General features: G+C 70.0%; 23 protein-coding genes. 8 read left to right on the forward strand and 15 right to left on the reverse strand.

Annotated elements, in window-relative coordinates; genetic code table 11:
• Positions 1 to 5: 5 nt before the first annotated feature.
• Together dxs and E8A49_RS09990 are read right to left on the reverse strand one after the other, a co-directional pair.
• Entirely contained in the window at positions 6 to 1,799 is a 1,794-nt protein-coding gene (gene dxs, locus E8A49_RS09985) for a 1-deoxy-D-xylulose-5-phosphate synthase (RefSeq protein ID WP_293379954.1), read from the reverse strand.
• Positions 1,800 to 1,847: 48 nt separating this feature from the next.
• A complete protein-coding gene (locus tag E8A49_RS09990) occupies positions 1,848 to 2,819 on the reverse strand; it encodes a polyprenyl synthetase family protein (protein WP_293379957.1) in 972 nt (323 codons plus the stop codon).
• Between the two features lie 233 nt (positions 2,820 to 3,052).
• Here E8A49_RS09990 and ispH point away from each other — a divergent pair, with 233 nt between their 5' ends.
• On the forward strand, positions 3,053 to 4,006 hold the full coding sequence (gene ispH / locus E8A49_RS09995; protein ID WP_293379960.1) for a 4-hydroxy-3-methylbut-2-enyl diphosphate reductase: 954 nt from the start codon (positions 3,053 to 3,055) through the stop codon (positions 4,004 to 4,006).
• A 19-nt stretch (positions 4,007 to 4,025) separates the two neighbouring features.
• Entirely contained in the window at positions 4,026 to 5,174 is a 1,149-nt protein-coding gene (gene hpnH / locus E8A49_RS10000; RefSeq protein ID WP_293379963.1) for an adenosyl-hopene transferase HpnH, read from the forward strand.
• Here the strand turns inward: hpnH and E8A49_RS10005 are convergent.
• The 8 genes from E8A49_RS10005 to E8A49_RS10040 all read right to left on the reverse strand — a co-directional run bounded on the left by E8A49_RS10005 (position 5,097) and on the right by E8A49_RS10040 (position 13,827).
• Positions 5,097 to 5,771, reverse strand: a complete 675-nt coding sequence (locus tag E8A49_RS10005) for a hypothetical protein (protein WP_293379966.1) — start codon at positions 5,769 to 5,771, stop codon at positions 5,097 to 5,099. The two genes, hpnH and E8A49_RS10005, sit on opposite strands and share 78 nt — an antisense overlap.
• On the reverse strand, positions 5,768 to 7,720 hold the full coding sequence (shc, locus tag E8A49_RS10010) for a squalene--hopene cyclase (RefSeq protein ID WP_293379969.1): 1,953 nt from the start codon (positions 7,718 to 7,720) through the stop codon (positions 5,768 to 5,770). The genes E8A49_RS10005 and shc overlap by 4 nt, the downstream gene beginning before the upstream one ends.
• A complete protein-coding gene (gene hpnE, locus E8A49_RS10015) occupies positions 7,717 to 8,967 on the reverse strand; it encodes a hydroxysqualene dehydroxylase HpnE (protein WP_293379972.1) in 1,251 nt (416 codons plus the stop codon). The genes shc and hpnE overlap by 4 nt, the downstream gene beginning before the upstream one ends.
• The gene (gene hpnD / locus E8A49_RS10020) at positions 8,964 to 9,827 is read right to left on the reverse strand and encodes a presqualene diphosphate synthase HpnD (protein WP_293379975.1); all 864 of its coding nucleotides are present in this window, start codon (positions 9,825 to 9,827) and stop codon (positions 8,964 to 8,966) included. The genes hpnE and hpnD overlap by 4 nt, the downstream gene beginning before the upstream one ends.
• Positions 9,828 to 9,835: 8 nt before the next feature.
• Positions 9,836 to 10,696, reverse strand: a complete 861-nt coding sequence (gene hpnC, locus E8A49_RS10025) for a squalene synthase HpnC (protein WP_293379978.1) — start codon at positions 10,694 to 10,696, stop codon at positions 9,836 to 9,838.
• Positions 10,693 to 11,862 (reverse strand): glycosyltransferase, encoded by a 1,170-nt coding sequence (locus E8A49_RS10030; protein ID WP_293379981.1) that lies wholly within the window; start codon positions 11,860 to 11,862, stop codon positions 10,693 to 10,695. Before E8A49_RS10030 ends, hpnC begins: the two co-directional genes overlap by 4 nt.
• Positions 11,863 to 12,864, reverse strand: coding sequence for a hopanoid-associated sugar epimerase (gene hpnA, locus E8A49_RS10035; protein ID WP_293379984.1), 1,002 nt, complete (start codon positions 12,862 to 12,864; stop codon positions 11,863 to 11,865).
• Between the two features lie 81 nt (positions 12,865 to 12,945).
• Positions 12,946 to 13,827 carry a VacJ family lipoprotein gene (locus E8A49_RS10040; RefSeq protein WP_293379987.1) on the reverse strand — a complete coding sequence of 294 codons (882 nt, stop codon included), beginning with the start codon at positions 13,825 to 13,827 and terminating at the stop codon, positions 12,946 to 12,948.
• Between the two features lie 116 nt (positions 13,828 to 13,943).
• Here E8A49_RS10040 and hpnI point away from each other — a divergent pair, with 116 nt between their 5' ends.
• The 5 genes from hpnI (at position 13,944) to E8A49_RS10065 (ending at position 18,926) form a co-directional block, all read left to right on the forward strand.
• Positions 13,944 to 15,089 (forward strand): bacteriohopanetetrol glucosamine biosynthesis glycosyltransferase HpnI, encoded by a 1,146-nt coding sequence (gene hpnI, locus E8A49_RS10045; protein ID WP_293379990.1) that lies wholly within the window; start codon positions 13,944 to 13,946, stop codon positions 15,087 to 15,089.
• 7 nt (positions 15,090 to 15,096) lie between these two features.
• Positions 15,097 to 16,524, forward strand: coding sequence for a hopanoid biosynthesis associated radical SAM protein HpnJ (gene hpnJ, locus E8A49_RS10050; protein WP_293379993.1), 1,428 nt, complete (start codon positions 15,097 to 15,099; stop codon positions 16,522 to 16,524).
• Positions 16,525 to 16,538: 14 nt separating this feature from the next.
• Entirely contained in the window at positions 16,539 to 17,378 is an 840-nt protein-coding gene (gene hpnK, locus E8A49_RS10055; protein ID WP_293379995.1) for a hopanoid biosynthesis-associated protein HpnK, read from the forward strand.
• 113 nt (positions 17,379 to 17,491) lie between these two features.
• Positions 17,492 to 17,890, forward strand: coding sequence for a hypothetical protein (locus tag E8A49_RS10060; protein WP_293379998.1), 399 nt, complete (start codon positions 17,492 to 17,494; stop codon positions 17,888 to 17,890).
• Between the two features lie 34 nt (positions 17,891 to 17,924).
• Complete coding sequence (locus E8A49_RS10065; RefSeq protein ID WP_293380002.1) at positions 17,925 to 18,926, forward strand: lysylphosphatidylglycerol synthase domain-containing protein; 1,002 nt, start codon at positions 17,925 to 17,927, stop codon at positions 18,924 to 18,926.
• On the opposite strand, the gene E8A49_RS10070 is transcribed toward E8A49_RS10065, so the two are convergent.
• Together E8A49_RS10070 and E8A49_RS10075 are read right to left on the reverse strand one after the other, a co-directional pair.
• Positions 18,923 to 21,544 (reverse strand): MMPL family transporter, encoded by a 2,622-nt coding sequence (locus E8A49_RS10070; protein WP_293380005.1) that lies wholly within the window; start codon positions 21,542 to 21,544, stop codon positions 18,923 to 18,925. The two genes, E8A49_RS10065 and E8A49_RS10070, sit on opposite strands and share 4 nt — an antisense overlap.
• 30 nt (positions 21,545 to 21,574) lie before the next feature.
• On the reverse strand, positions 21,575 to 22,030 hold the full coding sequence (locus E8A49_RS10075) for a DUF2141 domain-containing protein (protein ID WP_293380007.1): 456 nt from the start codon (positions 22,028 to 22,030) through the stop codon (positions 21,575 to 21,577).
• 183 nt (positions 22,031 to 22,213) lie between these two features.
• On the opposite strand from E8A49_RS10075, the gene E8A49_RS10080 reads away from it, so the two are divergent.
• Complete coding sequence (locus tag E8A49_RS10080; RefSeq protein ID WP_293380010.1) at positions 22,214 to 22,375, forward strand: hypothetical protein; 162 nt, start codon at positions 22,214 to 22,216, stop codon at positions 22,373 to 22,375.
• A gap of 211 nt (positions 22,376 to 22,586) precedes the next feature.
• Here the strand turns inward: E8A49_RS10080 and E8A49_RS10085 are convergent, their stop codons facing one another.
• From E8A49_RS10085 to E8A49_RS10095, 3 genes are all read right to left on the reverse strand, one after another.
• The gene (locus tag E8A49_RS10085; protein ID WP_293380013.1) at positions 22,587 to 23,474 is read right to left on the reverse strand and encodes a sterol desaturase family protein; all 888 of its coding nucleotides are present in this window, start codon (positions 23,472 to 23,474) and stop codon (positions 22,587 to 22,589) included.
• Between the two features lie 103 nt (positions 23,475 to 23,577).
• Positions 23,578 to 24,246, reverse strand: coding sequence for a PEP-CTERM sorting domain-containing protein (locus tag E8A49_RS10090; protein ID WP_293380016.1), 669 nt, complete (start codon positions 24,244 to 24,246; stop codon positions 23,578 to 23,580).
• Between the two features lie 559 nt (positions 24,247 to 24,805).
• Positions 24,806 to 25,570, reverse strand: coding sequence for a PEPxxWA-CTERM sorting domain-containing protein (locus E8A49_RS10095; RefSeq protein ID WP_293380019.1), 765 nt, complete (start codon positions 25,568 to 25,570; stop codon positions 24,806 to 24,808).
• Positions 25,571 to 25,613: the final 43 nt, after the last annotated feature.

The raw sequence follows: 25,613 nt of genomic DNA on the forward strand, positions 1-25,613 counted from the left end.
GGGGATCAGGCTATCTGGGCGAGGCTGGTTTCGACAACGCGCACGATGTCGGCGGCGTTCAGCCCGGCCTGGGCGTACTGCTTGATGGGGTCGTCGTGGTCCTGGAAGGCGTCGGGCAGGGTGAGGGTTCTGACCGACAGGCCCGAGCGCATCAGGTCGTTGTTGACGAGGTAGTCCAGCACCTGGCTGCCGAAGCCGCCGATGGAGCCTTCCTCCAGGGTGATCAGCATGTGGTGGCCTTGGGCCAGCCTGCGGACCAGGTCGCGGTCGAAGGGCTTGACGAAGCGGGCATCGGCCACGGTGCAGGAGACGCCCCGGCTGGCCAGGTGCTCGGCCGCGGCCAGCGCCGGCTGCAGACGCGTGCCGACGCTGAGGATGGCCACGTCCTTGCCCTCGCGCAGCACCCGGCCCTTGCCGATCGGCAGCACCTCGCCCCGGGCGGGCAGGGGCACGCCCACGCCCTCGCCGCGCGGATAGCGGAAGGCGATCGGGCCCTTGTCGTAGGCCGCCGCGGTCGCGACCATGTGTGTCAGCTCGGCCTCGTCGGCGGCGGCCATCACCACGAAGCCCGGCAGGCAGCTTAAGTAGGCCAGGTCGAAGGACCCGGCGTGGGTGGCGCCATCGGCGCCCACCAGGCCCGCCCGGTCGATGGCGAAGCGCACCGGCAGGCCCTGGATCGCCACGTCGTGGACCACCTGGTCGTAGGCCCGCTGCAGGAAGGTCGAGTAGATCGCGCAGAAGGGTTTGTAGCCCTCCGCCGCCAGGCCGGCGGCGAAGGTCACCGCATGCTGCTCGGCGATGCCGACGTCGAACATCCGCTCCGGGAAGTGGGTCTCGAAGAGGTCGAGGCCGGTGCCCGAGGGCATGGCGCCGGTGATGGCGACGATGCGGTCGTCGTCCTCGGCCTCGCGGACCAGGGCCTCGGCGAACACCTTGGTGTAGCTGGGCGCGGCGGGCTTGCCCTTGGCCTGCACCCCGGTATCCACGTCAAACTTGCTGACCGCGTGCAGCCGGTCGGCGGAGCTCTCGGCGTGGGTGTAACCGCGGCCCTTCTCGGTGACCACGTGCAGCAGCACCGGGCCCGCCTCGCCGTCGCGGATCGCCTCCAGCGCCGGCACCAGGGCGCCCAGGTCATGGCCATCGATGGGGCCCAGGTAGCGGAAGCCCAGCTTCTCGAAGAGCGCGCCGGTGGTCTCGCCATCCCGCGCGGTCAGGCCGTTCAGGTGGCGGCTGAGCGCGCCCACCGGCCTGGCGATCGACATGTCGTTGTCGTTCAGCACCACCAAGAGCTGGCCGGCCCGCGCGCCGGCGTTGTTCAGCGCCTCATAGGCCATGCCGGCGCTCATCGCCCCGTCGCCGATCACCGCGATCACCCGGTTGTCGCCGCCGCTCAAGTCGCGGGCCACCGCCATGCCCAATCCAGCCGAGATCGAGGTCGAGGAGTGCGCCGCGCCGAACGGGTCGTACTCGCTTTCGCTGCGCTTGGTGAAGCCGGAGAGGCCGCCGCCCTGGCGCAGCGTACGGATGCGCCCGCGCCGGCCGGTCAGCACCTTGTGCGGATAGGCCTGGTGGCCGACGTCCCAGATCAAACGATCCTTCGGCGTCTCGAACACGAAGTGCAGAGCGAGCGTCAGCTCCACCACTCCAAGACCCGCGCCCAGATGGCCGCCGGTCACCGAGACCGCCGCAATGGTCTCCGCGCGCAGCTCTTGCGCCAATTGCCTCAGATCGTCTTTCGGCAGGCCCCGCAGGTCTGCGGGGATGGAGATCTGATCCAGCAAGGGACTTCCAACAGTCATGAACACCTCTGGACGGGACGCGAACCGGTGGGGCGGACGCAACGTTCCCTAGCTGCGCCGATCCAACAGGAAGAAGGGGAGCGCCCGCAGCAGATGGGCGGCCTGGCCGTAAGGCGCCAGGGCTGAGCTGGCCTGTTCGGCCAAACGCTCGGCTTCCGAGCGGGCGTGCTCGACGCCCCAGATGGACACCAGCGTGGCCTTGCCCTGGGCCGCGTCCTTGCCGACCTGCTTGCCGGCGGTCTCGGCGGAACCCAGCACATCGATGAGGTCGTCGCAGATCTGGAAGGCCAGGCCGAAGTCGCGGGCGTAGGCATGCAGGGCCGCGCGGTCGGACGCGCCGGCGCCGCCCAGGATGGCGCCCGCCGCGCAGGAGAATTCGAAGAGGGCGCCGGTCTTCTTTTGCTGCAATTCGATGATCTGGGCGGCGCCCAACTGGTGGTTCGGGGCCTCGATATCGATCATCTGGCCGCCGATCATGCCGTCGCTGCCGGCCGCGCGGGCGAGGCTGGCGACCAGTTCGGCGCGAATGTCGCCCGACGGATGGGTCGCCGGATCGGCCAGGAGCTCGAAAGCCAGGGTCAGCAGGCCGTCGCCGGCCAGGATGGCGGTCGCTTCGTCGAACTGCTTGTGCGCCGTGGGCTTGCCGCGCCGCAGGTCGTCATCGTCCATGGCCGGCAGGTCGTCGTGCACCAGCGAATAGGTGTGCAGCGCCTCGATGGCGGCCGCCACGCGCATCGCGTGGCCCGGCGCGACGCCGAACAGGCCCGCCGACTGCAGCACCAGGAAGGGCCGCAGCCGCTTGCCGCCGGCGAAGATGGCGTAGCGCATCGCCTCCTGGGCGCGGCCGTGGAGGCCGGCCGGACGCGGCAGGAGGGCGTCGAGAGCGGCCTCCACCTGAGCGGCTGTGGCCGAGAGCGCACCCTCCAGCGCGGCGCGCGCGGCGTCGCTCCGGGCCCCCTCGTTGTGGGGGGGCGAATCATTCTCCGAGAGCTTCGCGGCCTGGGAATCAGCGGTATTCATCGGTGTCGCTCCGCCGGTTTCTGAGTCGCAGCCTTGCACGGCGGCGCGTCATGAACCACCTAAGCGGTCCAGGCGAGCGGTTCCAGGCCGTGCCAGCTCATCGTGCTCAGGTGTTGCATAGATGCGCTTGGTTCGGACGACCCTCATCTGTCAATCTGGGGTGGCGTAGCCCACGTTCGGGGCCTTGGGCGGGCGCTTCCTTCGCGTCGCCGGAACTGTTGGAGGTGTGGTCGATGCGAGTGGTCCTGGCCCAGCCCCGAGGCTTCTGCGCCGGCGTGGTGCGCGCCATCGACATCGTCGAGCGGGCGCTCGAGAAGTTCGGGGCGCCGGTCTATGTGCGCCACGAGATCGTCCACAACCGCCATGTGGTCAGCGGCCTGGAGGCCAAGGGCGCGCGTTTCGTCGATGAGCTCGACCAGGTGCCGGAAGGCGCCGTCACCATCTTCAGCGCCCACGGCGTCGCCCGCTCGGTGGTCGAGGACGCCCGCGAGCGCGGCCTGCCGGTGCTGGACGCCACCTGCCCGCTGGTCTCCAAGGTCCATTCGCAGAGCCGCCGCTATGTCGGCCTGGGCCGCGCCCTGATCCTGATCGGCCACGCCGGCCACCCGGAGGTCGAGGGCACCATCGGCCAGGTGGACGCCCCCGTGCGCCTGGTCTCGACGCCGGCGGACGTGGAGTCGCTGGACCTGCAGCGCGACACCCCGGCCGCCTACGTGACCCAGACCACGCTCAGCGTCGACGAGACCCGCGAGGTGATCGCCGCGCTGAAGGCCCGCTTCACCGACATCGTCGGGCCGAACACCTCGGACATCTGCTACGCCACCCAGCATCGCCAGTCGGCGGTGCGCGAACTCTGCCGCAAGGTGGACGTCCTGCTGGTGGTGGGCGCCAGCAACAGCTCCAACTCCAACCGCCTGCGCGAGATCGGCGTGGAGGAGGGCGTGCCCAGCTATCTGATCGCCGACGCCACCGAGCTCAGCATCGATTGGGTCGCGGGTGTGGCCTCGGTGGGCTTGACGGCGGGGGCGTCCGCGCCGGAGGAACTGGTGCTCGACGTCATCGCCGCCCTGCGCCGCATTGAGGACGTCGAAGTCACGCAAATGAACGGCGTCGAAGAGAATATCGTGTTCCGCCTGCCGCCCGAGTTGCGGCAGGAGGAGAATGAGCCGGAAACGGCGGAAGCTTGAGCGAGAAGGACTAGACCCCGTGGGAATTCCGTTCGGCCAGGCCGCCCGTATCGGTGGCTATGTGGTGAAGCAGCACCTGATGGGGCGCAAGCGCTACCCCCTCGTGCTGATGTTGGAGCCGCTGTTCCGCTGCAACCTGGCGTGCGCCGGCTGCGGCAAGATCGACTATCCGGACGAGATCCTGAACCAGCGGCTCAGCTATGACGACTGCATGGCCGCGATCGACGAGTGCGGCGCGCCGGCGGTCTCCATCGCCGGCGGCGAGCCCCTGTTGCACCGCGACATGCCGCGGATCGTCGAGGGCTTCATCCAGCGCAAGAAGTTCGTGATCCTCTGCACCAACGCCCTCCTGCTGGCCAAGAAGATCGACCAGTACAAGCCCTCGCCCTTCCTCTCCTGGTCCATCCACCTCGACGGCGACCAGGTGATGCACGACAAGTCAGTCTGCCAGACCGGCGTCTACGACAAGGCCGTGGAAGCGATCCTGCTGGCCAAGTCCAAGGGCTTCCGGGTGCAGATCAACTGCACCCTGTTCGAAGGCTCGGATCCCGAACGGGTGGCCGCGTTCTTCGACGAGATGACCGCCCTCGGCCTCGACGGCATCACGGTCTCGCCCGGCTATTCCTACGAGCGCGCGCCCGACCAGGAGCACTTCCTGAACCGCGAGAAGACCAAGACGCTGTTCCGCGAGATCTTCAAGCGCGGCAAGAACGGCAAGGCCTGGTCCTTCACCCAGTCGGACCTGTTCCTCGACTTCCTGGCCGGCAACCAGACCTTCGAATGCACGCCCTGGAGCATGCCGGCCCGCACCGTCTTCGGCTGGCAGAAGCCCTGCTACCTGCTCGGCGAAGGCTATGTGAAGACCTTCAAGGAGCTGATGGACGACACCGAGTGGGACAAGTACGGCGTCGGCAACTACGAGAAGTGCGCCAACTGCATGGTCCACTGCGGCTTCGAGGGCACGGCGGTGCGCGAGTCGGTGACCAATCCGCTGAACCTGATGAAGGTGGCGCTGGGCGGCATCAAGACCGAAGGCAAGATGGCGCCGGAGATCCCGCTCGATAAGCAGCGGCCCGCCGACTTCGTCTTCTCATCCCACGTCGAGCGCAAGCTGCACGAGATCCGCACGGCCAATCCGCGGGCCAAGAAGACGGCGCGCGTCAGCTAGGGCCCGGAACGCGATCTCCGCCTCGCGGCCGGCGCGGATCAGCGCCGGCAGCTGGGCGGGCCGCTTGGCCAGCGCCCAGAGCACCGCGCCCAGCGCCATGCCGCCGTCCGGCGTCATGCCCACCGTCACCGCGTCCGGCAGGTCCCGGTCCGCTGCGTCGGAGACCACCCGGGCCGCCGCGAACGGCAGGCCCAGCCGCGCGGCGACGCGGGCCGCCACATGGCTCTCCATATCGACCGCGAGGGCGCCGTAGCGTCGATGGGCGTCGGCCTTCTCCGCGGCGCGGATCAGCATGGCGTCGGAGCCCAGGATCGCGCCGGTCCGCGCGCCGGGCAGGCGCTGGGCGATCGCGGCGGCCCAGGCCGCGTCGGTGGGCGCGCTCAGGCCGTCGGCCAGGATTTCCGTCGCCACCACCCAATCCCCGGTCTGGAGGCCCGGCGCGAGCGCGCCGCCGATCCCGAGGCTCGCGATGGCCTCCGCCCCCTCCGCCGCCGCCTCCAGGGCCTGGGCCCGGCCGCCGCCGGGGATCGCCAAGATGCCGGGGCCGCCGAGGATCTGGGCCTCGCGCTTGAGGCCGGTGGCGATGAGGATCGTCACATGCCGAAGCCGACCTGGCGGCTATTGGCCTGCGTCAGGTTGCGGTAGCGGGCGAGCGCCCAGAGCGGGAAGAACTTCGAATAGCCGTGGTAGCGCAGGTAGAAGACCCGCGGGAACCCGCCGCCGGTGTAGCCCGCCTCCGGCCAGAAGCCTTCGGCGTCCTCGACGGACGTCAGCCAGGCCACCCCGCGCGCGACCGCCGGATGGTCGACCAGCCCCGCCGCCATCAGCCCCATAAGCGCCCAGGCGGTCTGGGACGCGGCGGAGGGCGCGGGCTGGTGGCCCTTGTAGTCGAGGGCGTAGCTCTCACAGTCCTCGCCCCAGCCGCCGTCGGCGTTCTGGATGGCCACCAGCCAGTCGGCGGCGCGGCGGACCATCGGGTCCTCGGCGGTCAGGCCCACGGCGTTCAGGGCGCAGAGCACCGACCAGGTCCCGTAGACGTAGTTGACGCCCCAGCGGCCGAACCAGCTGCCGTCCGCCATCTGCGATGTGGCCAGGAAATCGAGCGCGGCCTTCACCTGCGGATCGCCGCGGTCCTTGCCGAGCTGGGCCAGCATGCTGATGCAGCGGGCGGTCACGTCGTCGGTCGGCGGGTCGAGCAGGGCGCCATGGTCGGCGAAGGGGATGTTGTTCAGGTAGTGGAAGCTGTTGTCGGCGTCGAAGGCGCCCCAGCCGCCGTCGCGGCTCTGCAAGCCCTCGACCCATTCAGTCCCGCGCGCGATGGCCTCGTCGAACCGCGCGCCTGAGCGCGGGCGGGCGCGGTCCATGGCCATGACCACCACTGCGGTGTCGTCGAGGTCCGGATAGTGGGCGTTGTTGTACTGGAAGGCCCAGCCGCCGGGGCGCACGTCCGGCTTCTGCTCGGCCCAGTCGCCCTTCACGTCCAGCACCTGGCGCGGGATCAGCCAGTCGAGGCCCTGGGCGGCGGCGGCCTCGCCGGCCTCGCCGCCCACCTCCAAGAGGGTGTGGCAGGTCAGCGCCGTGTCCCAGACCGGCGAGACGCAGGGCTGGCAGTAGACCTCGTCGTCCTTGACCACCAGGAGGCGCTCGACCGACTCCCGGGCCATCGCGCGGTTGGGATGATCGGCCGGGTAGCCCAGGGTGTCGAACATCATCACGCTGTTGGCCATGGCCGGGTAGATCGCGCCCAGGCCATCGACGCCGTTCAGCCGCTCGGTGACGAAGTCCACGCAGGCCTGGGTGGCGCGCGCCCGCAGTCGCCTGGGCCACAGGCCCTCGGCCGCCTTCAGCACCACGTCGAGGGCGTTGAAGCCGACGGTCCAGATCCGCTTGGTCGCCGCGGCCTTGGAGGCAGGCCTGATGTCGGCAGCGCCCTCGTAGAGCTCGGCGATGCCGACGCCGCGCGGATTGCGCGCCACGGGTTTCCGGGTCTGCAGCACCAGCAGCGGCACGATCACCGTGCGCGCCCAGTAGGACATCTTCGACAGGTGGATCGGGAACCAGCGCGGCAGCAGGATCAGCTCGATCGGCATGGTCGGGATGCGCGCCCAGGACATCTGGCCGAACAGGGCGAGTTGGATGCGGGTGAAGACGTTGGCGGCGTTGGGCCCTCCGTGGGCGCGGATCGCGGCGCGGGCGGCGGCCATGTGTGGCGCCTCCGGATCGTCGCCGATCATCTTCAAGGCGTAGTAGGCCTTGATGCTGGCGCTGACGTCGAAAGGCCCGCCGTGGACCAGCGGCCAGCCGTGGTGCGCGCCCTGGATGCGGCGCAGATAGACGCCGATCCTGCGCTCCAGCTCCAGGTCGTCCGGCTCGTTCAGGAACTGGCGCAGCAGAATGTATTCCGCCGGGATGGTGGCGTCGGCCTCCAGCTCGAAGACCCAGTGGCCGTCGGGCTGCTGGCGCTTCAGGAGCGCCTCGGCGGCGCGGCGGATGCGCCGGTCGAGGACGGTGATCGGCGGACTCAGGCCTGCGGAGATATCGTTCATCGGCGGGTCTCTTCGATGACGTGTCGGGCGGCCGCGGCGCCGGAGCGGAGCGCGCCCTCGATTGTGGCGGGCAGGCCCGTCCGCGTCCAGTCACCGGCGAGGGCGAGGTTGGCGAGTTCCGTGCGCGTGCCCGGCCGGCGCGCCTGCTGCTCGACGGTGGCGGCGAAGGTGGCGCGCTTTTCCTTGACGATCTGCCAGGGCGGCAGGTGGGCGGGCAAGGCCAGCGCCTGGGCGACCTCGGCCCACAGGCGCCGGGCCAGGCTCTCGCGCGCCTCGCCGATGATGGCGTTGGCCCCGCTGACCGTGACCGAGATGCGGTCCTCGAAGCAGAAGATCCACTCGACCGTCGAGTTCAGCACCCCGGTGATCAGCGGCGCGCCAGGCGGCGGCGCCAGGCGGAAGTGGCCGTTGACGATGCTCTCGAAGGCGTCCGGCACGGTGAGGCCGGGCAGCAGCTCCGCGGCGATCCAGGGCGGGACAGCCAGCACCACCCGGTCGGCGGCCGCCAGGGTCACGGCGCCGCCGTCGGAGAAGGTCAGGCCGGTCACGCGGCGGTCCGCGGCCTCAAGGCCGGTCAGCCGTCGTTGCAGGCGCACGCCCGCGCCGCGCGCGTCCAGGTAGGCCAGGGCCGGATCGACGAAGGCCGCGGCCAGGCCCGGCGTCGGCACACGCGGCGCATAGGCTGCGCCGCCCTTGGCCAGGGTCTCGCGCACCACATTGGCCGCCAGCTCCGCCGCGCCGGCTTCGGGGGCGAGGTTGAGGGCGGCCAGCAGCACCGGTCGCATCAGCCGGTCCCACACCGGGCCCTCGCAGGCGATCGCCTCGTCCACCCGCTGGCCGGCCTTGGCGTTCAGCAGTCCGGCCAGGCCAAGGTAGTCGCCGAGCTTCGCGCCGGGCACGCCGCGGGCGCGGCTGAAGATCCACCAGGGCAGGACGCTGGGATTGGGCCGCACGGTCCAGCGCTCGCCGCTCGCCAGGTCGACGAAGGGGAACTGCGTCTCGGCCGGCCCAGTCAGGCGGTCGCTCGCGCCCAGGCGCGCCAGATAGGCCTTCACCGCCGGATTGCCCGACAGCACCAAGTGGTTGCCGTTGTCGATGGTCAGGCCCACCTGGGCGTCGAAATAGGAGCGGCAGCGCCCGCCCGCCTGGGCGGCCGCCTCCGAGACCTCGACGGCCAGCCCGGCTTCCGCCAGCGCCGTCGCGGCGCCGAGCCCCGCGAGCCCAGCGCCCACCACATGGACCGTCATCCGAACAGGCCCTGGGTCAGGAGCAACCAGATCAGCGCCGCCTTCTTGACCTTCACTTGAGTGCGCGGCGCGGCCCAGCCGCGGGCCTGCATCTGCTTCAGGAGGCCCGCATAGGCCGCCTCCATCAGCCGCGGCGCGGCCAGGCGGCCGGGCGGCTTGGCGGCCAGGATGCGGTTGGCCTCGCGGAAGTGGGCCTGGGCGGTCTCGGCCAGCTCGCGGCAGACCGCGTCCACGCCCGGCATGAGGATCGCCTCGTGCGGATCGTCGTTTGCGATCCCGGCATTGGTCAGGAGTTCGTCGGGCAGGTAGAGGCGGCCGATGTCGGCGTCCTCGTCAACATCGCGCAGGACGTTGGTCAGCTGCAGGGCGCGGCCCAGGTGGTGGGCCAGGGTCAGGCCGGGATCGTCGGCCATGCCGAACACCCGGATCGACAGCCGCCCCACGGCCACGGCGACCCGGTCGCAATAGAGGTAGAGGGTCTCCAGATCCGGCCGGACGATGCCTTCCAGGTCCATCTGCATGCCGTCGACGACCGCCAGGAAGTCTTCCTTGTCGAGACGGTAGCGCGCGACGGCGTCGGCGAGCATGGCCGCCTGGCCCGGATCGCCGCCGGCGTAGAGCGCCTCGAGGTCGGCGCGCCAGGCGTCCAGCGCCACACGCTGCTGCGGGATCGGCATGGTCTGGTCGTCGGCGATGTCGTCGACGACGCGGCAGAAGCCGTAGATCGCGTACATGGCCTCGCGCTCGGCCTTCGGCAGGACGCGCATGCCGGCGTAGAACGAGCTGCCGGACGCGGCCTGGGCGTTGGCGGCGGCGGCCTTGGGGTCAGCGTCGGCAGGGCGCGAAAGGGTCATGGCCATGACTGTTGCTAGCCTCCCCGCACGGCGATGTCTCGCGGATCGGTGAGCGCCCGCGCCAGCGCCGAACCCGCCAAGGGGATCAGCTCCAGCTTGCGGTGGTGCACCCGCTCACTTAGCGGATCGCGGTCCATCAGCCGCTGGGTCAGATCCTCCGCCACGCGCTGGATGAAGGCCACCTCCAGGCGCAGCCGGCCGTTGCGGATCTGGCCCGCCAGCGGCCGGCCGCGGGCCAGCAGTTCGCGGGTCTGGCGCGCCAGGCTGGAGATCACCAGCCGAAGGCCCGGCGAGGCGGCCGGCTGGGCCAGCGCGGTGACGTCCAGGCCGGCGGCGGCCAGGTCCTCCTCCGGCAGATAGACCCGGTCGAGTTCGCGGTAGTCCTTGGCGCAATCCTGCAGGTGGTTGATCACCTGCAGGGCGGCGCAGAGCGCGTCGGAGGCGGCCCAGGTGGCCTGCGCCTCGCCGTGGATGTCCAGCACCATGCGGCCCACCGGCGCCGCGGAGTAGCGGCAATAGTCCATCAGCTCGTCCCAGTTGGCGTACCTCGACTTAACGACGTCACGGCGGAAGGCTTCCAACAGGTCGAGCGCATGGGTCACCGGCAATTTCCGCTCGGCCAGCGCCTGGCGCAGGCCGAGCGCGGGAGCGTCGCGGTCGTGCTTGCCGGTCAGGGTGGCGCGCATCTCCTCGAGTAGGCGCAGGCGCTCGCGGTCGCTGGCGGTGGCGTGGTCGGCGACGTCGTCGGCGGTGCGGGCGAAGCGGTAGAAGGCCATCACCGGGGCGCGGTAGCGCGGCTCGATCAGCACCGAGGCGACTGGGAAGTTCTCGTCCTTGTGCCCCTTGCCGGAGACCAGGTCCTGGGCGGCGCTCATGCGGTCCTCGCCCCTCTGGACCGGGATGTGGGGGCCTGGGCGCGGCCCTTCCACATGCCGCCCTCGCCGCGCCAGACCTGGATGGCCGATTGCAGGGTGAAGAGGGCGTAGAGCGTCCCGATCGCCGGCAGGGCCAGGCCCCACAGCGGCGAGCGGCGGTAGAAGCGCAGCATGGGCTGGAAGCACACCGCCATGCCAAGCCAGGCCACGACGCCCGCCCAGCGCGCGGGACCCGAGCCGAACACGGCGAGCGCCGGCGGGACCAGGTAGGTCAGCACCAGCCCGACCAGCGTCCCGGCCAGCGTCAGGGCCGAATAGTTGAGCTGGGCGAAGGCCGAGCGCGAGATCATCCGCCCGATCGCGCCCACGTCCGGATAGGGCCGGATGGAGCGGGCGCGGTGCGTCAGGCCGAGCCAGATGGGCCCCTGCGCCTTCATGATCGCCCCCATGGCGCAGTCGTCGATCACCGCCGCGCGGATCGCGGCCACGCCGCCGGCGCGGGCCAGGGCCTCGCGGTCGGCCAGCATGCAGCCGCCGGCCGCGCCCGCGAGCTTTCGCCTCGGATCGTTCACCTGGCGGAACGGATAGACCATCTGGAAGAACAGCACGAAGGCCGGGATCAACAGCTTCTCCGCGAAGGTCGCGCAGTGCAGCTCGGCCATCAGCGAGGTGAGCGTAAAGGCACCGCGCTCGGCGCGGGCGACCAGGCGGCGCAGGTTGTCGGCGTCGTGGGCGATGTCGGCGTCGGTGAGCAGCAGGTACCTGGGCGCCAGCTCCGAGGCCCGTGCGACCCCCTGCGACATCGCCCACAGTTTTCCGGTCCAGCCGGCGGGCAGGGGCGCGCCGCTCAGGACCTCCAGCCGGTCCGCCGCGCCCAGCGCCCGGGCCGCGGCGCGGGCGGCTTCGGCGGTGCCGTCGGAGCTGTCGTCGTCCACCAACACCACCTTGAAGGCCCCGGGATAGTCCTGGGCCAAAAGGCTGCCGACGGAGCGGGCGATGACGTCGGCCTCGTCGCGCGCCGGGACCACGGCGACCACGCCCGGCCAGGCCGCCGGCTCGGGGACGCCGGCCGCATCGGTCTGGTCGGCGCGCCAGAAACCGCCGCGGGCCGTCAGCAGATAGGCCCAGATCGCCACCGCCAGCAGACCCAGCACGCCTTCGATCATCTAGAGGTATCCCCGCGCGCGAAACCAGGTCAGGGCGTCCTGCAGCGCCTCCGGATAGGGACGCGCCGAATAGCCCAGCTCGCGCTCCGCCTTGGCGGAGCTGAAGTACATGTGGTGGCTCGCCATCTTCAGCGCATCCTTGGTCAGGAAGGGCTCGCGGCCCGTCACCTGGCCGATCAGTTCGGCGATCTCGGCGAGCGGCCACAATGGGCCGATGGGCAGCCGCACGGTGGGCGCGCGGCGGCCGCTCAGGCGGGCGATCTCGCCCAGCATCTCACTCAGCGGCGCATCCTGGCCGCCCAGGATGTAGCGCTCGCCGATGCGGCCTTTCTCCAGGGCCAGCAGATGGCCCTCGGCGACGTCGTCGACATGGACGAGGTTGAGGCCGGTGTCGACATAGGCCGGCATCTTGCCCTGGGCGGCTTCGACGATGATCCGGCCGGTGGGCGTGGGCTTGACGTCACGCGGGCCGATGGGCGTGGAGGGGCTGACGATCACCGCCGGCAGGCCGCGCTCGGCCGCCAGGCGCTCGACGATCCGCTCGGCCGCCACCTTGCTGCGCTTGTAGGCGCCGATGGCCTCGTCCTCGCTGAGCGGCCCGGTCTCGTCGGCGGGCGAGCCCTCGGCGTGGAGGCGCAGGGTGGCGACGCTCGACGTATAGACCACGCGCTCGAGGCCGGCGCCGATCGCCGCGGCCATCACCGCGCCGACGCCCTCGATGTTGTTGCGGACGATCTCCTGCGGATCGCGCGCCCAGATCCGGTAATCGGCGGCCACGTGGAACAGGTAGCGGCAGCCCGTCAGCGCCTCAGCCACCGCAGCCTGGTCGCGGATGTCGCCCACTGCGACCTCGGCGTCGAGGCCCTCGAGGTTGGTCCGCGGGCTCGACGGGCGCACCAGGACGCGAACGGCCGCGCCGCGCGCCTGTAGCGCGCGGGCCACGGCCGAGCCGACAAATCCTGCGGCGCCCGTGACCAGCACGGGGATATTGCGAAGCTCCATGACGCGCCCTGACCACCGGGGCGCGAAACCTAGGGCGTTCGCCGCCCGGATGGAACCGTCCAGGACGCCTTTAGGACGAGGTCAGAAGATCGGGTCTTCCGAGGCCGGCAGGGCGGCGGGCGCGGCGGTCGGCGTCGGCGCGGGCGGATCGGCCTCCGCCTGGGTCTGCGGCGACGAGGCGCCTCCGCTGGGCGGCGGAGGCGGGGATGGCGTGGGCGGCGAGGGCGAGGTCTCGGGCGTGTCGAGGTCCGGCAGGGCGTCGATGCTGACCGGCTTGCCGGCGATCTCGGCGGCGCGCTTCTGCAGGTAGTAGGACCGCAGGGTCGCGTAGGGGTCGGTGGACGTCTGGCGGATCGTCTGGATGTCCTGCTGGGCGTCTGTCCGGTCGCTGAGGCCGCCCGCGATGGTGATGGCGATTCCGATCTCGTCGCGGTCCGGATACTTGATGTAGTTCAACGGGTTCAGCCCGATGTCGGCCAGGCTGCCGAAGCCGTCACGTAAGGTCGTGGGCCCGACCAGCGGCAAGAAGATGTAGGGCCCCGGCCCGACGCCCCAGCGGCCCAGCGTATTGCCGAAGCCGTTCTCGCGGTAGCGCAGGTGGTTCTGCTTCGCCACGTCGACGATCCCGGCGATGCCGATGGTGCTGTTGAGCACGAAGCGGGTGAGGGTCTTCGCCGCCTGCACGGGACGCACCTGCAGCAGGTCGTTCACGAGGATCGTCGGCTCGTTCAGGTTGTGGCAGAAGTTGCGCAGGGCATCGCGGAAAAAGCCGGGGCTCTTGCCGTAGCCGCTGGAAACCGGGCCGAACAGGTGACGGTCGAGGGATTCCTCGATGGCGAAGAACCGGCGGTTGGTCCGCTCCCAGGGGTCGCCCGGCGTCTGTTGGGCGCGGACTGGACCCGCGGCCACGGTCAGGGCCGCAATGGCGGTCATGACGAGGAGGCGCGGACGGCCTGGGCTCATGGCTTCACCTTTGGCTTGCCGGGTCGGGGGAGGACCTCGGCGGTGTCGAGGATGGCTGGCCTAGCGAGCCGCGCGCACGATAGGAACGCACAGACACGCAGAAAGCAGCGCCGCCATTGCATCTCCTACTCGAAATCCTCGGCGCGGCCAGCCTGGTGTTGGCCTTGGCGGGCAGCGCCTATCAGGTGCTGGCCGCCGCGCGAATCGCGGCGTTTCGCAGTCCGCCGCTGGCTGGATCCGCCGCCGAATCCCCGGCGGTGACGCTGCTGAAGCCCCTGCACGGCGCCGAGCCGGGGCTGGAGGCGGCGCTGCGCAGCGGGCTCGATCAGGACTATCCGGGCGAGGTCCAGATGGTGCTGGGCGTGCAGGACCCAGCGGACCCGGCCCTGGACGCCGCGAAAGCTCTCCGTGCGGCCTATCCGGCGCGGGACGTCGTGGTCGTCGCCGATCCGACCCCGCACGGAGCGAACCGCAAGATCGCCAACCTGATCAACATGGCCCCCCGGGCGCGGCATGGGCTGATCGTGCTCTCCGACAGCGACATCGCCGTGCGGCCGGACTATCTGCGCCGCGTGGTGGCCGCGCTGAGCGAGCCGGGCGTCGGCGTGGTCACATGCCCCTACTATGGCGAGGGGCGGGCCGGTTTCTGGTCGCGGCTGGCGGCCATGGGGTTGACCTACCAGTTCCTGCCCAGCGTGGCGGTGGGCGTGACGCTCGGCCTGGCCACCCCCTGCATGGGCTCGACCATCGCGCTCAGCGGCGAGACCCTGGCGCGGATCGGCGGCTTCGAGGCCTTCGCCGACCTCCTGGCCGACGACTACGCCATCGGCGCGGCGGTGCGGGCGCTGGGGCTGCGCAGCGTCGTGGCGCCGGTGCTGGTCGCCCACGGCTGCGCCGAAGCGACTCTGGGCGACGTGGTCCGCCACGAGCTGCGCTGGGCGCTGACGGTGCGCGGCGTCGACCCGGCCGGCTTCTTCGGCAGCGGGGTCACACACGCGATTCCGCTGGCCCTGCTGGGGGTTCTTTTCACCGCCGCGGCGCCCGCCGCCTTGGCGGTGCTGGCCATCGCCCTTATCTGCCGCTTATGGACGATGCGGCAGGTGGACGAGGCAGCAGGGATCGCACGCGGCGGTTGGCTACTTGCGCCGGCGCGCGATATCCTCTCTTTCGCCATCTTCGCAGGCTCGTTCTTCGTGCGCGCGGTGGAGTGGCGCGGAACCCGCTTCCGCGTTGACCCGCAAGGCGCGCTTGAGCGCATATAGGACCCGCATGCTTCGCACCCTTTTCCTCCAGGCTCCGTCCTTCGACGGCTACGACGGCGGCGCCGGCGCGCGCTATCAGATGAAGCGGGAGGTGAAGTCCTTCTGGTTCCCCACCTGGCTGGCGCAGGCCGCGGCCATGGTGCCGGGCTCCAAGCTGATCGACGCGCCGCCGCACAACCAGTCCTTCAAGGACATCGAGGCCGACGTCCGCGGCCACGAGATGATCGTGGTCCACACCTCGACGCCGTCCTTCAAGTCCGACTGCCAGACGGTGCGGATGATCCGCGAGATCAACCCGACCGCCAAGATCGGCTTCATCGGCGCCAAGGTGGCCGTCGAGCCGAATGAGAGCATGGCGGCCTGCCCCGAGCTCGATTTCGTCTGCCGCAACGAATACGAGGACACCATCCGGGAACTGGCCGAGGGCAAGCCCTGGGCGGAGATCCTGGGCCTGACGTACCGCAACGAGGCGGGCGAGATCGTGGCTACGCGCGAGCGGCCGATCCGCGAGGACATGGACGAGCTGCCGTCCGTCCTGCCGCTCTACAAGCAGCTGAAAGTCGAGAACTATTTCGGCGGCTACCTGCTGCACCCCTACATGAGCTGGTACACCGGCCGCGGCTGCAAATCCCGCTGCACCTTCTGCCTGTGGCCGCAGACCATCGGCGGCCACCGCTATCGCCTGCAGTCGGTCGAGCGCGTGGTCGAGGACGTGAAGTACGTACAGCGGGAGTTCCCGCAGGTGCGCGAGATCTTCTTCGACGACGACACCCTCACCGACCACCACGAGCGGGTCGAGGAACTCGCCCGGGCGCTGGGTCCGTTGGGCGTCACCTGGTCCTGCAACGCCAAGGCCAATGTGCCGCGCAAGACGCTGGAAGTGATGAAGGCCAACGGCCTGCGCCTGCTGCTGGTCGGCTACGAGTCCGGCAACCAGAAGATCCTGCACAACATCAAGAAGGGCCTCCTGGTCGACGTGGCCAAGCGGTTCGCCCGCGACTGCCACGAGCTCGGCATCATCGTCCACGGCACCTTCATCCTGGGCCTGCCGGGCGAGACCCGCGAGACGATCCAGGAGACCCTGGCCTTCGCCAAGGAGGTCAACCCGCGCACCCTGCAGGTGTCGCTGGCCGCGCCCTATCCGGGCACCTTCCTGTACAACCAGGCCAAGGAGAACGGCTGGTTCGCGTCCGACGTCGACCTCCTGACCGACGACGGCACCCAGATCGCGCCCCTGGACTATCCGCACCTCAGCCACACGGAAATCTTCAATTCGGTCGAGGACTTCTACAAGAAGTTCTACTTCCGGCCGTCGAAGATCGCCGAGATCGTGGGCGAGATGCTGACGTCGAAGGACATGCTGGTGCGCCGCCTGCGCGAAGGCGTGGAATTCTTCCAGTTCCTGCGCACCCGTGAAGACATGATCGTCTCCTGAGCCCTCCGGCTGGCTTGAGGCGGCTGATCGTCACCGCCGACGACTTCGGCGCCGCGGCCGAGGTCAATGAGGCGGTGGAGATCGGCCACCGCGACGGCGTCCTGACCTCCGCCAGCCTGATGGTGGCCGCCCGTGGCTGCGCCGACGCCGTGGCGCGGGCGAGGCGGCTGCCCAAGCTGCGCGTGGGGTTGCACCTGGTGCTGGTGGAGGGCCGACCGAAGCTGCCGGCGAACGAGTTGCCGGACCTCGTCACCCGCGACGGCCTGTTCCGCACCGACATGGCGGTCATGGGCGCGGAGATCTTCTTCCGGCCGAAGGTGCGCCGCCAGCTCGCCGCGGAGATCGAGGCGCAGTTCGCCGCCTTCGCCGCCACCGGCTTGCCGCTGGACCACGCCAACACCCACAAGCACTACCACCTGCACCCGACCATCGCCGGCCTGATGCTGAGCATCGGGGCCCGTTATGGGCTGAGGGCCAGCCGCGCGCCGATCGAGCCCCGCGCCATCCTGGCCGCCGTCGATCCGGCCGCGGCGCCGAGGCCGGCCTACGTCACCGAGCCCTGGGCGCGGCAGGTGCGGGCGCGCTATCGGCGGGCGGGGATCACGGTCGCCGACCAGGTGTTCGGGCTGGCCTGGTCGGGCACCATGACCACGGACCGCGTGGCTGGGATCCTGCGCCGGCTGCCGCCGGGTTTGAGCGAGCTCTACCTGCACCCGGCGACCAGCGGCGGCTTCGAGGGCGCGGTAGCGGGTTACGATTACGCAGGCGAGCTCGCCGCCCTTACCGCAGCGCAGACGCGCCAGGCGCTTGCCGGGAGCGGCGCCGAACACGGCGGATTTTCCGACTTCGTTTGAGGCCCAGCGGGGTTTTCACGGCGAGAGAATTTCCTACATCGCGGGCGACGTCCGGCCTCGACGCCGGGCGCTCCACGACCTGAACCTTCGATGGCTTCTTCCCCACCGAGCTGGTGGACACCTTCGAGCCGGTGATGCGCGAGGAGGGCCGCCACATCCTGTTCTTCGTCAACTGGGTCGCGTGGAAGCGGCGCAACATGCCCCTGTGGCGCCGCCCCTGGTTCGAGCTGAAGGCCATGGCGGTGTGGTTGTTCCTGATCGCCGAGCGGATCGGCATCGCCGGCGACATGGAGAAGAGCGACAAGGCGCAGGACAGCAACTTCACCCTGAACGGCTCGAAGGAGCTGGGCGTGGAGATCAGCTTCCCCGAACTGGCGCGCATCTGCCTGGAGGAGAACGACCGGCGCCTCGCGCCCTACGATGCGCGCTTGATCCGGCCGGTGTTCGTCCCCAACATGATCCGGCTCGCGCTGCGGTTCATGAAGACGCCGCGGGCTACAGTCGCGGCTTGAGCCGGTCCTTCAGGCCGGGGATTTCGGGGATTTCGTGAGCAAGGTGACCCGCGGCGGGGTGTTCGCGGCCTTGGTCGCCGGCTTGGCGCTGCTGACCCTGGTGGTGGCCGTCGTCGGCTACCAGTCGGTGCTGTCGGCCATCGGCAAGGCCGGGGTGGCGGGCTTCGCCGTCTATACCCTCTACTGGCCCCTGGTGATCCTGATCCTGGGCGCAGCCTGGTTCGCGGTCTCCCCGGGGCTGGGCGCGCGCGGCCTGGGCGTGCTGGTCTGGGCGCGGCTGCTGCGCGAGGCGGGCTCCGACATCCTGCCCTTCGCCCAGGTCAGCGGCTTCCTGCTGGGCGCGCGGGTGGCGCAGGCCGAGGGCGTGCCGGAGGACCTGGTCGCGGCCTCGACCATCGCCGACATCACCACCGAGCTGTCGGCCCAGGTGCTCTACACCCTCCTGGGCGTGGGCCTGCTGGCGGCGCAGTTGCGCGGCGGCCTGCACGGCTCGGCGCTGATGTGGCCGATGCTGGGGGCGCTGGCCTTCCTGCTGATCGCGGCCTTCGGCTTCGTCCTGGTGCAACGGCGCGGCGTGAGCTGGCTGGGTGGGCTGGCGCAGAAGTGGCTGCCGGATTCCGTGAGCCGGGCGGGCGCGGTGCGCGACACCCTCGACGCCATCTACCGCCAGCCGCTGCGCCTGCTGGCCGGCGTCGCCCTGCACAGCGCCGGCTGGGTGGGCAGTGGCCTGGGGTCATGGATCGCGTTGAAGTTCATGGGCGCGAACGCCCCGCTGTGGGCGGTGCTGGCGGTGGAGAGCCTGATGTACGCCGCCCGCGGCGTGGCCTTCATGCTGCCGGGCGGCCTGGGCGTGCAGGAAGGCGCCTATGTGGTGCTGGCGCCGCTGTTTGGCCTGCAGCCCAGCGACCTGCTGGCCGTCTCCCTGCTGCGCCGGGCCCGTGACCTCGTGGTGGGCGTGCCGGTGCTCTTGATCTGGCAGGCGCGCGAGGGCCGCGCGCTCGTCGCACGCTCGCCCAAGCCCGCGCCGGACGCCTAGGCCGCGGGCTCTCCCTTGGGCTCGGTAGGCGTCGGGCCGAGCAGGGCAGGCTCGAAGATCAGGGCGGCGACCAGGGTCCAGATCAGCGAGATCATCAGGATCTTGCCCATGCTGGCGGTGCCCGGATGGCTGGAGAACATCAGGCTGCCGAAGGCCGTGCCGGTGGTCATGGCGCTGAAGAACACCCCGCGCGCCAGACTGGACTGCAGGAGGTTGGTGGTCCCCGCGCGCCAGGCCATCACGAAGTAAATGTGGAAGGCCACGCCGACCCCGAACAGCAGCGGGAAGGCGATGATGTTGGCGAAGTTGATCGGCTGGCCGATCAGGACGCAGGTGCCCAGCGTCAGGAAGCCGGCCAGCACGATGGGCGCCAGCGTGAAGGCCACCTCGCGCAGGCTGCGCAGCACGAGCAGCAGCAGGGCGGTGATCGCCACGAGGGAGAGCAGGCCCGCCTCGATGAACGACCGGCTGATGGTCTTGCCGGCCTCCTGGATCGAGATCGGGGCGCCGGAGGCGTCCGGCGCGATCGTGCGCACCGCCTTGGAGAAGGCCGCCAGGACCTTGTTGTCGTTGGAATCGCCCTTGGGCGAGACCTGCGCGCGGGCGCGGCCGTCCGGGGTCACCCAGTCGCGGACCATGTCGGGCGGCAGACTCTGCAGCGTCACCGGCTCGGCGGTGAGCAGGGCGCGGAGCTGGTCGAGCAGGGTGTTGAGCGGCGGGATCAGGGCGGCGGTGGCGCGGGCGCGGCCGTCGGGCGGGCCGCTGGCCAGGGTTTCCAAAGCGCCGGCGAGGCGCAGGGCGTCCGCCGCGCCAGCTTGAGCAGCGCCGGTCCCGGCCGCCGCGCGCAGCTTGGCGGCGGTGGCTTTCAGCGCGGCCACGGTCTCGGCGTCGGTGGGCGTCGGCTGGGTCTCGAAGGGGTTCAGCGTCGGGTCGAGGAGGAGCTGGGCGTCAGAGATGGCGGCGAGCTTGGCCGGCTGGTCGTCGGGGATGAAGCTCGCCAGCGTGATCGCCTGAGCGACCTGCGGCAGCTGGCCCAGCCGGTCGGCCAGCTTGTTGGCCGCGTCGAGCGAGGGCGCGAGCACGTCGATGGTGTTCGGCGTCTCCGTCGGGTCCTTGATGATGTCGTTGAGGGTCGACATCGCCTCGCCGTGGGCGTTGCGCAGGTGCATCGGGTTGAAGTCGAAGCGGACGAAGGGCAGCAGGGCGACGCTGACCAGGGTCGAGGCGGCGAAGGCCCAGAGCACCGTCTTGCGGCGTTCCACCAGGAAGCGGTCGAGGGGGGCCATGCGGCGCGAGCCCACCTCCTCGGTCTGGCGCGGGGTGCGGAAGATCAGGATCAGCGCCGGCAGCAGCGTGATGTTCAGCACCAGGCCGATGACCATGCCGACCCCGGCGATGATGCCGAGCTCCGAGACCCCGATGTAGGGGGTCGGCAGGAAGGCCAGGAAGCCGAGGGTGATGGCTGCGGCGGCCAGCGCCAGCGAACCGCCGATGCCGGTGGCGGCGGCTTCCAGGGCAGCTTTGCGGTCGTCGTGGATCAGGCGCTCGGCGCGGAAGCGTACGCTGAACTGGATGCCGAAATCGACGCCCAGCCCCACGAACAGCGGGATGAAGGCCACGGAGATCAGGTTGAAGCGGCCGACGGTCACCAGCCCCATGGCGGCGGTGAGCAGGAGGCCGATGAGCGTGGTCGTCAGGATCGCCGCCACCAGCCTGGCCGATTTCACCGCCAGCCACAGCATGACCAGCACCGCCAGGCCCATGGAGCCGGTGACCAGCCACACCCGATCGGTGAGCGAGGCGAACTCCTCGTCCGACAGCGGCACGGAGCCGGTCAGGCGCACGGTGACCCCGTGGGCGGCGTCGAGGCTGAGGGCCTTGGCGGTGGCGCGAATGGCGTCGCTGGCGTCCTCGCCCGGCATCAGGCCGCCATAGTCCAGCTTGGGCCGCACGACGATGAAGCGGCGCGTGGGCGCCTGCAGACCCTTGCCGTCGCCGGCCACCAGGGCCTGCCAGGAGAAGAAGGCGGGTTTGCCGGCGGCGGCCTTCTGCAGGACGTCGGCGAGGGCGGCCAGCGGCTTGTCCACGGCGGCGAAGGTGGTCTGGCCCTGGGTCACGCCGTCGGCCATCGTCCCGATCGCGCCGGCCACGCCGCGCAGGCTGGGGTCGGCGGCCAGGGGCCCGAGGAAGGGCTGGGCGGAGACCAGCTGGTCGGCGGTGGCGCGCACCTGGTCGGTGGGCAGGAAAAGCAGGCCCTCGCGGGCGAAGAAGGCGCCGCCGTCCGGGCGGCGCGCGCTGAGGAAGACCTTGTCCTGGGGTTCAAGCTTTGCGGCCAGCGAGGCCGCCGCCTGTTCCGCCAGCTCCGGGGTCGCGCCGTCCACCACGACCACGGTGGTGTCGCCGTTCTGTGGGAAGGCGGCGTCCATGGCGATCTCGTGTTGGCGCCATGGCACCTTGTCGGAGATCAGCTTGGCCGTGTCGCTGGTCATGCTGAAGTGGCCGGCGGCGAACACGAGGGCCGCCGCCGACAGCAGCAGGCAGACCAAGAGGGTCAGCCAGGGATGGCCGCTCCCCAGCCGCACGGCCGCGGCGATGGGAGCGGTGGTCAGCCGGCGCATGGACGCGCCGAACCTGCCGCCCGACGCGGCTTAGCCGCCAAAATGGCGCAGGGTGAAGGAGATGGTCTGGTCGCCGCCCGCGTAGGTGAAGGCGGCCGACTGGAAGCTCGGCGGCGCGAGATGGATCGGGGCGTTGTTGGAGAAGCCCACGCCGACCCGCGGCACGCCCAGGATGTTGCGGTCGACCGAATGGTTGTCGTTCCTGTCCTCGTAGGCCTGGGCCGCGTAGACGCCGGGGGGCAGGTCTTTCACGGTCACCACGGTGACGCCCGGAGTCGCGGGTGCCGCGCCTTCATAGCGGCAATCTTTCAGGAAATCGCTGACCGAACAGATGGCGACGCGCACGTGGCCGCGGGCGGCGCTGACGCCGGCGATGGCGACATGCAGCACGCCGGACCCGTCGACGGTGACGTCGTTGGCCTGGGCGGAGGAGGCGAGGAGGGTGAAGGCGGCCACGGCGGCCGCGGCGATGTGTTTTGCGAACATGGGAGTGAATTCAGCAGTCTATCCTGACAGCTTAGATGGTAACCCGACGCCCCTTTAACAACCGCTGCACGTCACAAAGGCGCCGCAAACTGTGTTCTTCGCGCAACGCGCGAGCGGTCTTCCGTGAGCGGGGGGGCGACACTACATAGCTCCGAGGGCGCGGACGGGCGTCGAGGGATGGGCATGCGGAAAGGCGTTATCGTGCTGATGGTGGCAGCCTGCTGCGCCGCCGGCGGCTGCACGAAAAAGAACTCGCTCTATCTGGAGCCGGGCAAGTCGGAGCCATCACGCGCCGCGCCGGCGGCCAAGCCCGCGCCTGCGCCTGCGGCGCCTACCCATCCCTAGGGTGCAGCCCACCACCGCTTTCCCCGCGAAAGCGGAGACCCAGGCTTTTTGAACCACGGAATTCACGGAAGGCACGGGAACGGGAATCTTGGCCGTAGGCCGCGTTCCGGGTTGAGCCCGCTTCGCGCCATTCCGTGCCTTCCGTGGTCTTTCTTAAGGGCGGAGCGAAAAATCCCTGGATCCCGCTTTCGCCGGGCTGCGATCGCTGAGCTCAGCCGGCGATGGGGCCCGAGGGTTGCGGCGCCGGCTCGCCTTGCGGCTCCGGGCGCGGCTTAATAGGCGGGAGGAACGGGTGCAGCAGCTGGCCCACGATCGTCTGCGGGATCGGCTCGTTTATCCCGTAGGCGGCGGGCCACTGCCCGCGGGGCAGGTAGTGTGTGCCGAACAGGCGGTCCCACACCGGCAGCATGGAGGCGAAGTTGCGGTTCTGCGGCTCGGTCGCCGTGTGGTGCCAGAGGTGGAAGGCCGGCGTCGCCAGCAACCACTCCAGCGGCCCCAACCGCCACCGCACGTTGGCGTGGATGAAGAAGCCCCAGAAGGTCACCGCCAGCATCAGGAGGGTGGCCACCAGCGTGCCCTGCACACTCTGCGGCGCGCCCAGGCCCAGGATGTAGATCGGCACGAGGCCGCAGACGCGGATGAAGGCGTTGTCGATGGGATGTGCGCGCGCGCTGATCAGGAAGTAGACGTGTTCCGGCGCGTGGTGCAAGGCGTGGAACCGCCACATGAACGGCAGCTCGTGCGCCCAGCGGTGGCCCCAGTAGAAGCCAAAGTCGGCGACGACGAAGGCCGCCAGGCCGCGGACCCAGAACGGCCAGGATTCCACGGTCTCATGCCAGCTTGCCGGTACGAAGGTGTAGGCGACGTAGGCGGCCGCCGCCAAGGGCAGCATCAGCACGAACGGCGGCAGGAAATTGCTGATGAAGTAGAAGCCGATGTCCCTGAGGACCGAACCACGGAGGATCTTCTTCGGGCGCACCGCGAACAGCCATTCCAGCGGCACGAAGACCGCCGTCAGGAGGACGAGCCAGAGGCTGGCGCGCAGCCCCTCCAGCAGATAACCGCGGACGTGCTGATGGTGTTCGAGGAACGCTTGCACACGCTGGCTCCAAGACTGTGCGGCCGGCGAAAACGGAAACGCACCCGCGAGACGCTAGGGCGTCCCGCGGGTGCGTCAAGCCAAAGGCTCGGCGTCTGGGCGCCTAAGCGCAGACGGCCGCGCGCTTGGCGCGCTCGCGGCGCAGGATGCTGCCCGCTCCGGCGAAGCCCAGGATAGCCAGGGCCCAGCTGGCCGGCTCCGGCACGCCGGGGCTGAGGCCCGCGGGCGAGTCGACGCCGGTCAGGAAGGCGATCGGCGGCACGTTGATCGTGCTGCCCTGGTTCGCCCACGCCAGGAAGCCGAGGACGTCGGTCGTCGCGTCGGCCGTCAGGTTCACCGTGACGTAGTTCCACGACACGCCGCCGCCGGAGGTGACGTGCATCAGGGTCGTCGAGGCGATGCTCGCGTCCGCATCGGTGTCGTAATAGACGTCCTTGCTGTCGCCCAGGCCGTCATCCTTGGTGCTGAGGCCGGCCGTCCCGAGGGACACGATCCATTGGTTTGTCGAGTCGCCGGTGAAACCCTGCTGCTGGCCGGCCGCCTGATAGAAGCTGAGGCTGTAGGTCTTGCCCACGGTCAGGCCGCTGACCGTGTAGTTGAAGCCGCTCTCGTAGTAGGGGTTGCCGTCGGCCTCCACGTAGTTGTAACCCCCCTTGATGCTGAGTGCGCCGGGATCCTGGTAGGTGGCGATGCCGCCGCTGAAGCTCGTGGCGGTGCCCGGGGCGTCGACGTAGATCAGGCCTGAGCCGCCGGTCCAGCCGACTGGCGCCACGCACTGGAAGCAGTTCTTCGGAGCGGCGCCCGTATACTGAAGGAAATTAAGATTCTGCAGGCCCGGGAGGGGGTCTGCGTGCGCCATGCCGGCCGCCATGATCGCCAACGCGGCTGCCGACAAGGTCACCTTGAGTTTCATCGCCATCGACTTCATCTCCATGCTGTTCGGAGAGTAGTTGTTTACTGTGTACAGCGGCGAGGCAACATGCTGCGCTCCGGGTGAGAAAAGTTCGCTTGAGGCGAGAACTGCCGGTGGCGCAGCAAAGGCCTCACGATCCTCGGCGGAGGCCGCGGAGTCGATGTGAGCAAGATCGGGGCGGGCCTGCTTACCCAGAGCCGCCAGTCGGAGGGGCCGCGGTCAGGGCGCCGGCCGAATGTGCGGTTTCGGGCGTGGACCCTCAGGACGGCTGACAACCCTCAGCGGACGCCAGCCCCGGCTCCGTTGAGGACGTCCGGTCAAGCCCGCCGACGAAGTGGGATTGCGAGATCCATGCGCCGAGGAGTCAGCAGAAAGCCCCGGCGTGAGCCGGGGCTTTCGAATGGCGGAGTTCGTGTCGTTAGGCGGTCGCGATGGCCACCTGGCCACGGCGCCGGCGCAGCACGGCGCCGAGACCGCCGAAGCCCAAGATCATCAGGCTCCAGGCCGCCGGCTCCGGCACGGACGCCAGCCTGATGTTGTCCACGCCGAAATCATTGCCGCTGGCGATGCTGCTGTCGTCCGAAAGGCCGAGGTGGATCGTTCCGCCCGGCTCAGCGATGTCGAACGTCCCGGAAACGGTTTGCCAGCCATTCGCCGCCGGCGTGGTGTTGATGGTGAAGTCGATATTGGTCGGGGTCGACGCGCCGGGCGCATAGTACCAGAGCTGCAGCACCGAGGGCGTCCCGGGGGGGCCGTCGGAGTTACAGCAGAGATTGAGCAGCTGGTACGAATAGGAATATTCGCCAGGGGCCACGCTGATCGCGTTGCTGATATAGGCGGCGGGCGGCGGGACCGTGTCGGTGGTCGCCCCGTTGAGCATCAGGAAGGGATTGCTGCTCGGAAGATTGACCCAGAGGCTGTGGACGGCGAACGGGTTCGTTCCGATCGTCCAGGTTCCCTCATCGTACATGCTGTTCGGACCGGTGTTGCTGGTGCCTGTCCGGTAGCTGTAGGCGGTCGTGAAGCTGTCGCCGCTTGTCGACGACACGCCCGAGGACATGGCGCCATTGGTCGACGGCAACGAGTAGCCGCTGAAATCCTCGGAGAAAATCGTTCCGGCGCTTGCCGCGCCAGCCGCACTAAGACCGGCTGCAATGGCCGCTACCGCGAAAATCTTTTTCATCTATCCAATCCAATCAGTCGAGCGACTGTGTCCCAAGCGGAGA

Origin of the sequence: Phenylobacterium sp. (assembly GCF_004799515.1) — a bacterium.
Taxonomy (GTDB): domain Bacteria; phylum Pseudomonadota; class Alphaproteobacteria; order Caulobacterales; family Caulobacteraceae; genus Phenylobacterium.

Excerpts from the sequence above, each read along its gene's own strand:
- dxs (WP_293379954.1), bottom strand. The coding sequence starts at position 1,799 with ATGACTGTTGGAAGTCCCTTGCTGGATCAGATCTCCATCCCCGCAGAC.
- E8A49_RS09990 (WP_293379957.1), bottom strand. The coding sequence starts at position 2,819 with ATGAATACCGCTGATTCCCAGGCCGCGAAGCTCTCGGAGAATGATTCG.
- ispH (WP_293379960.1), top strand. The coding sequence starts at position 3,053 with ATGCGAGTGGTCCTGGCCCAGCCCCGAGGCTTCTGCGCCGGCGTGGTG.
- shc (WP_293379969.1), bottom strand. The coding sequence starts at position 7,720 with ATGAACGATATCTCCGCAGGCCTGAGTCCGCCGATCACCGTCCTCGAC.
- hpnE (WP_293379972.1), bottom strand. The coding sequence starts at position 8,967 with ATGACGGTCCATGTGGTGGGCGCTGGGCTCGCGGGGCTCGGCGCCGCG.
- hpnD (WP_293379975.1), bottom strand. The coding sequence starts at position 9,827 with ATGGCCATGACCCTTTCGCGCCCTGCCGACGCTGACCCCAAGGCCGCC.
- hpnC (WP_293379978.1), bottom strand. The coding sequence starts at position 10,696 with ATGAGCGCCGCCCAGGACCTGGTCTCCGGCAAGGGGCACAAGGACGAG.
- E8A49_RS10030 (WP_293379981.1), bottom strand. The coding sequence starts at position 11,862 with ATGATCGAAGGCGTGCTGGGTCTGCTGGCGGTGGCGATCTGGGCCTAT.
- hpnA (WP_293379984.1), bottom strand. The coding sequence starts at position 12,864 with ATGGAGCTTCGCAATATCCCCGTGCTGGTCACGGGCGCCGCAGGATTT.
- E8A49_RS10040 (WP_293379987.1), bottom strand. The coding sequence starts at position 13,827 with ATGAGCCCAGGCCGTCCGCGCCTCCTCGTCATGACCGCCATTGCGGCC.
- hpnJ (WP_293379993.1), top strand. The coding sequence starts at position 15,097 with ATGCTTCGCACCCTTTTCCTCCAGGCTCCGTCCTTCGACGGCTACGAC.
- E8A49_RS10070 (WP_293380005.1), bottom strand. The coding sequence starts at position 21,544 with ATGCGCCGGCTGACCACCGCTCCCATCGCCGCGGCCGTGCGGCTGGGG.
- E8A49_RS10075 (WP_293380007.1), bottom strand. The coding sequence starts at position 22,030 with ATGTTCGCAAAACACATCGCCGCGGCCGCCGTGGCCGCCTTCACCCTC.
- E8A49_RS10080 (WP_293380010.1), top strand. The coding sequence starts at position 22,214 with ATGCGGAAAGGCGTTATCGTGCTGATGGTGGCAGCCTGCTGCGCCGCC.
- E8A49_RS10095 (WP_293380019.1), bottom strand. The coding sequence starts at position 25,570 with ATGAAAAAGATTTTCGCGGTAGCGGCCATTGCAGCCGGTCTTAGTGCG.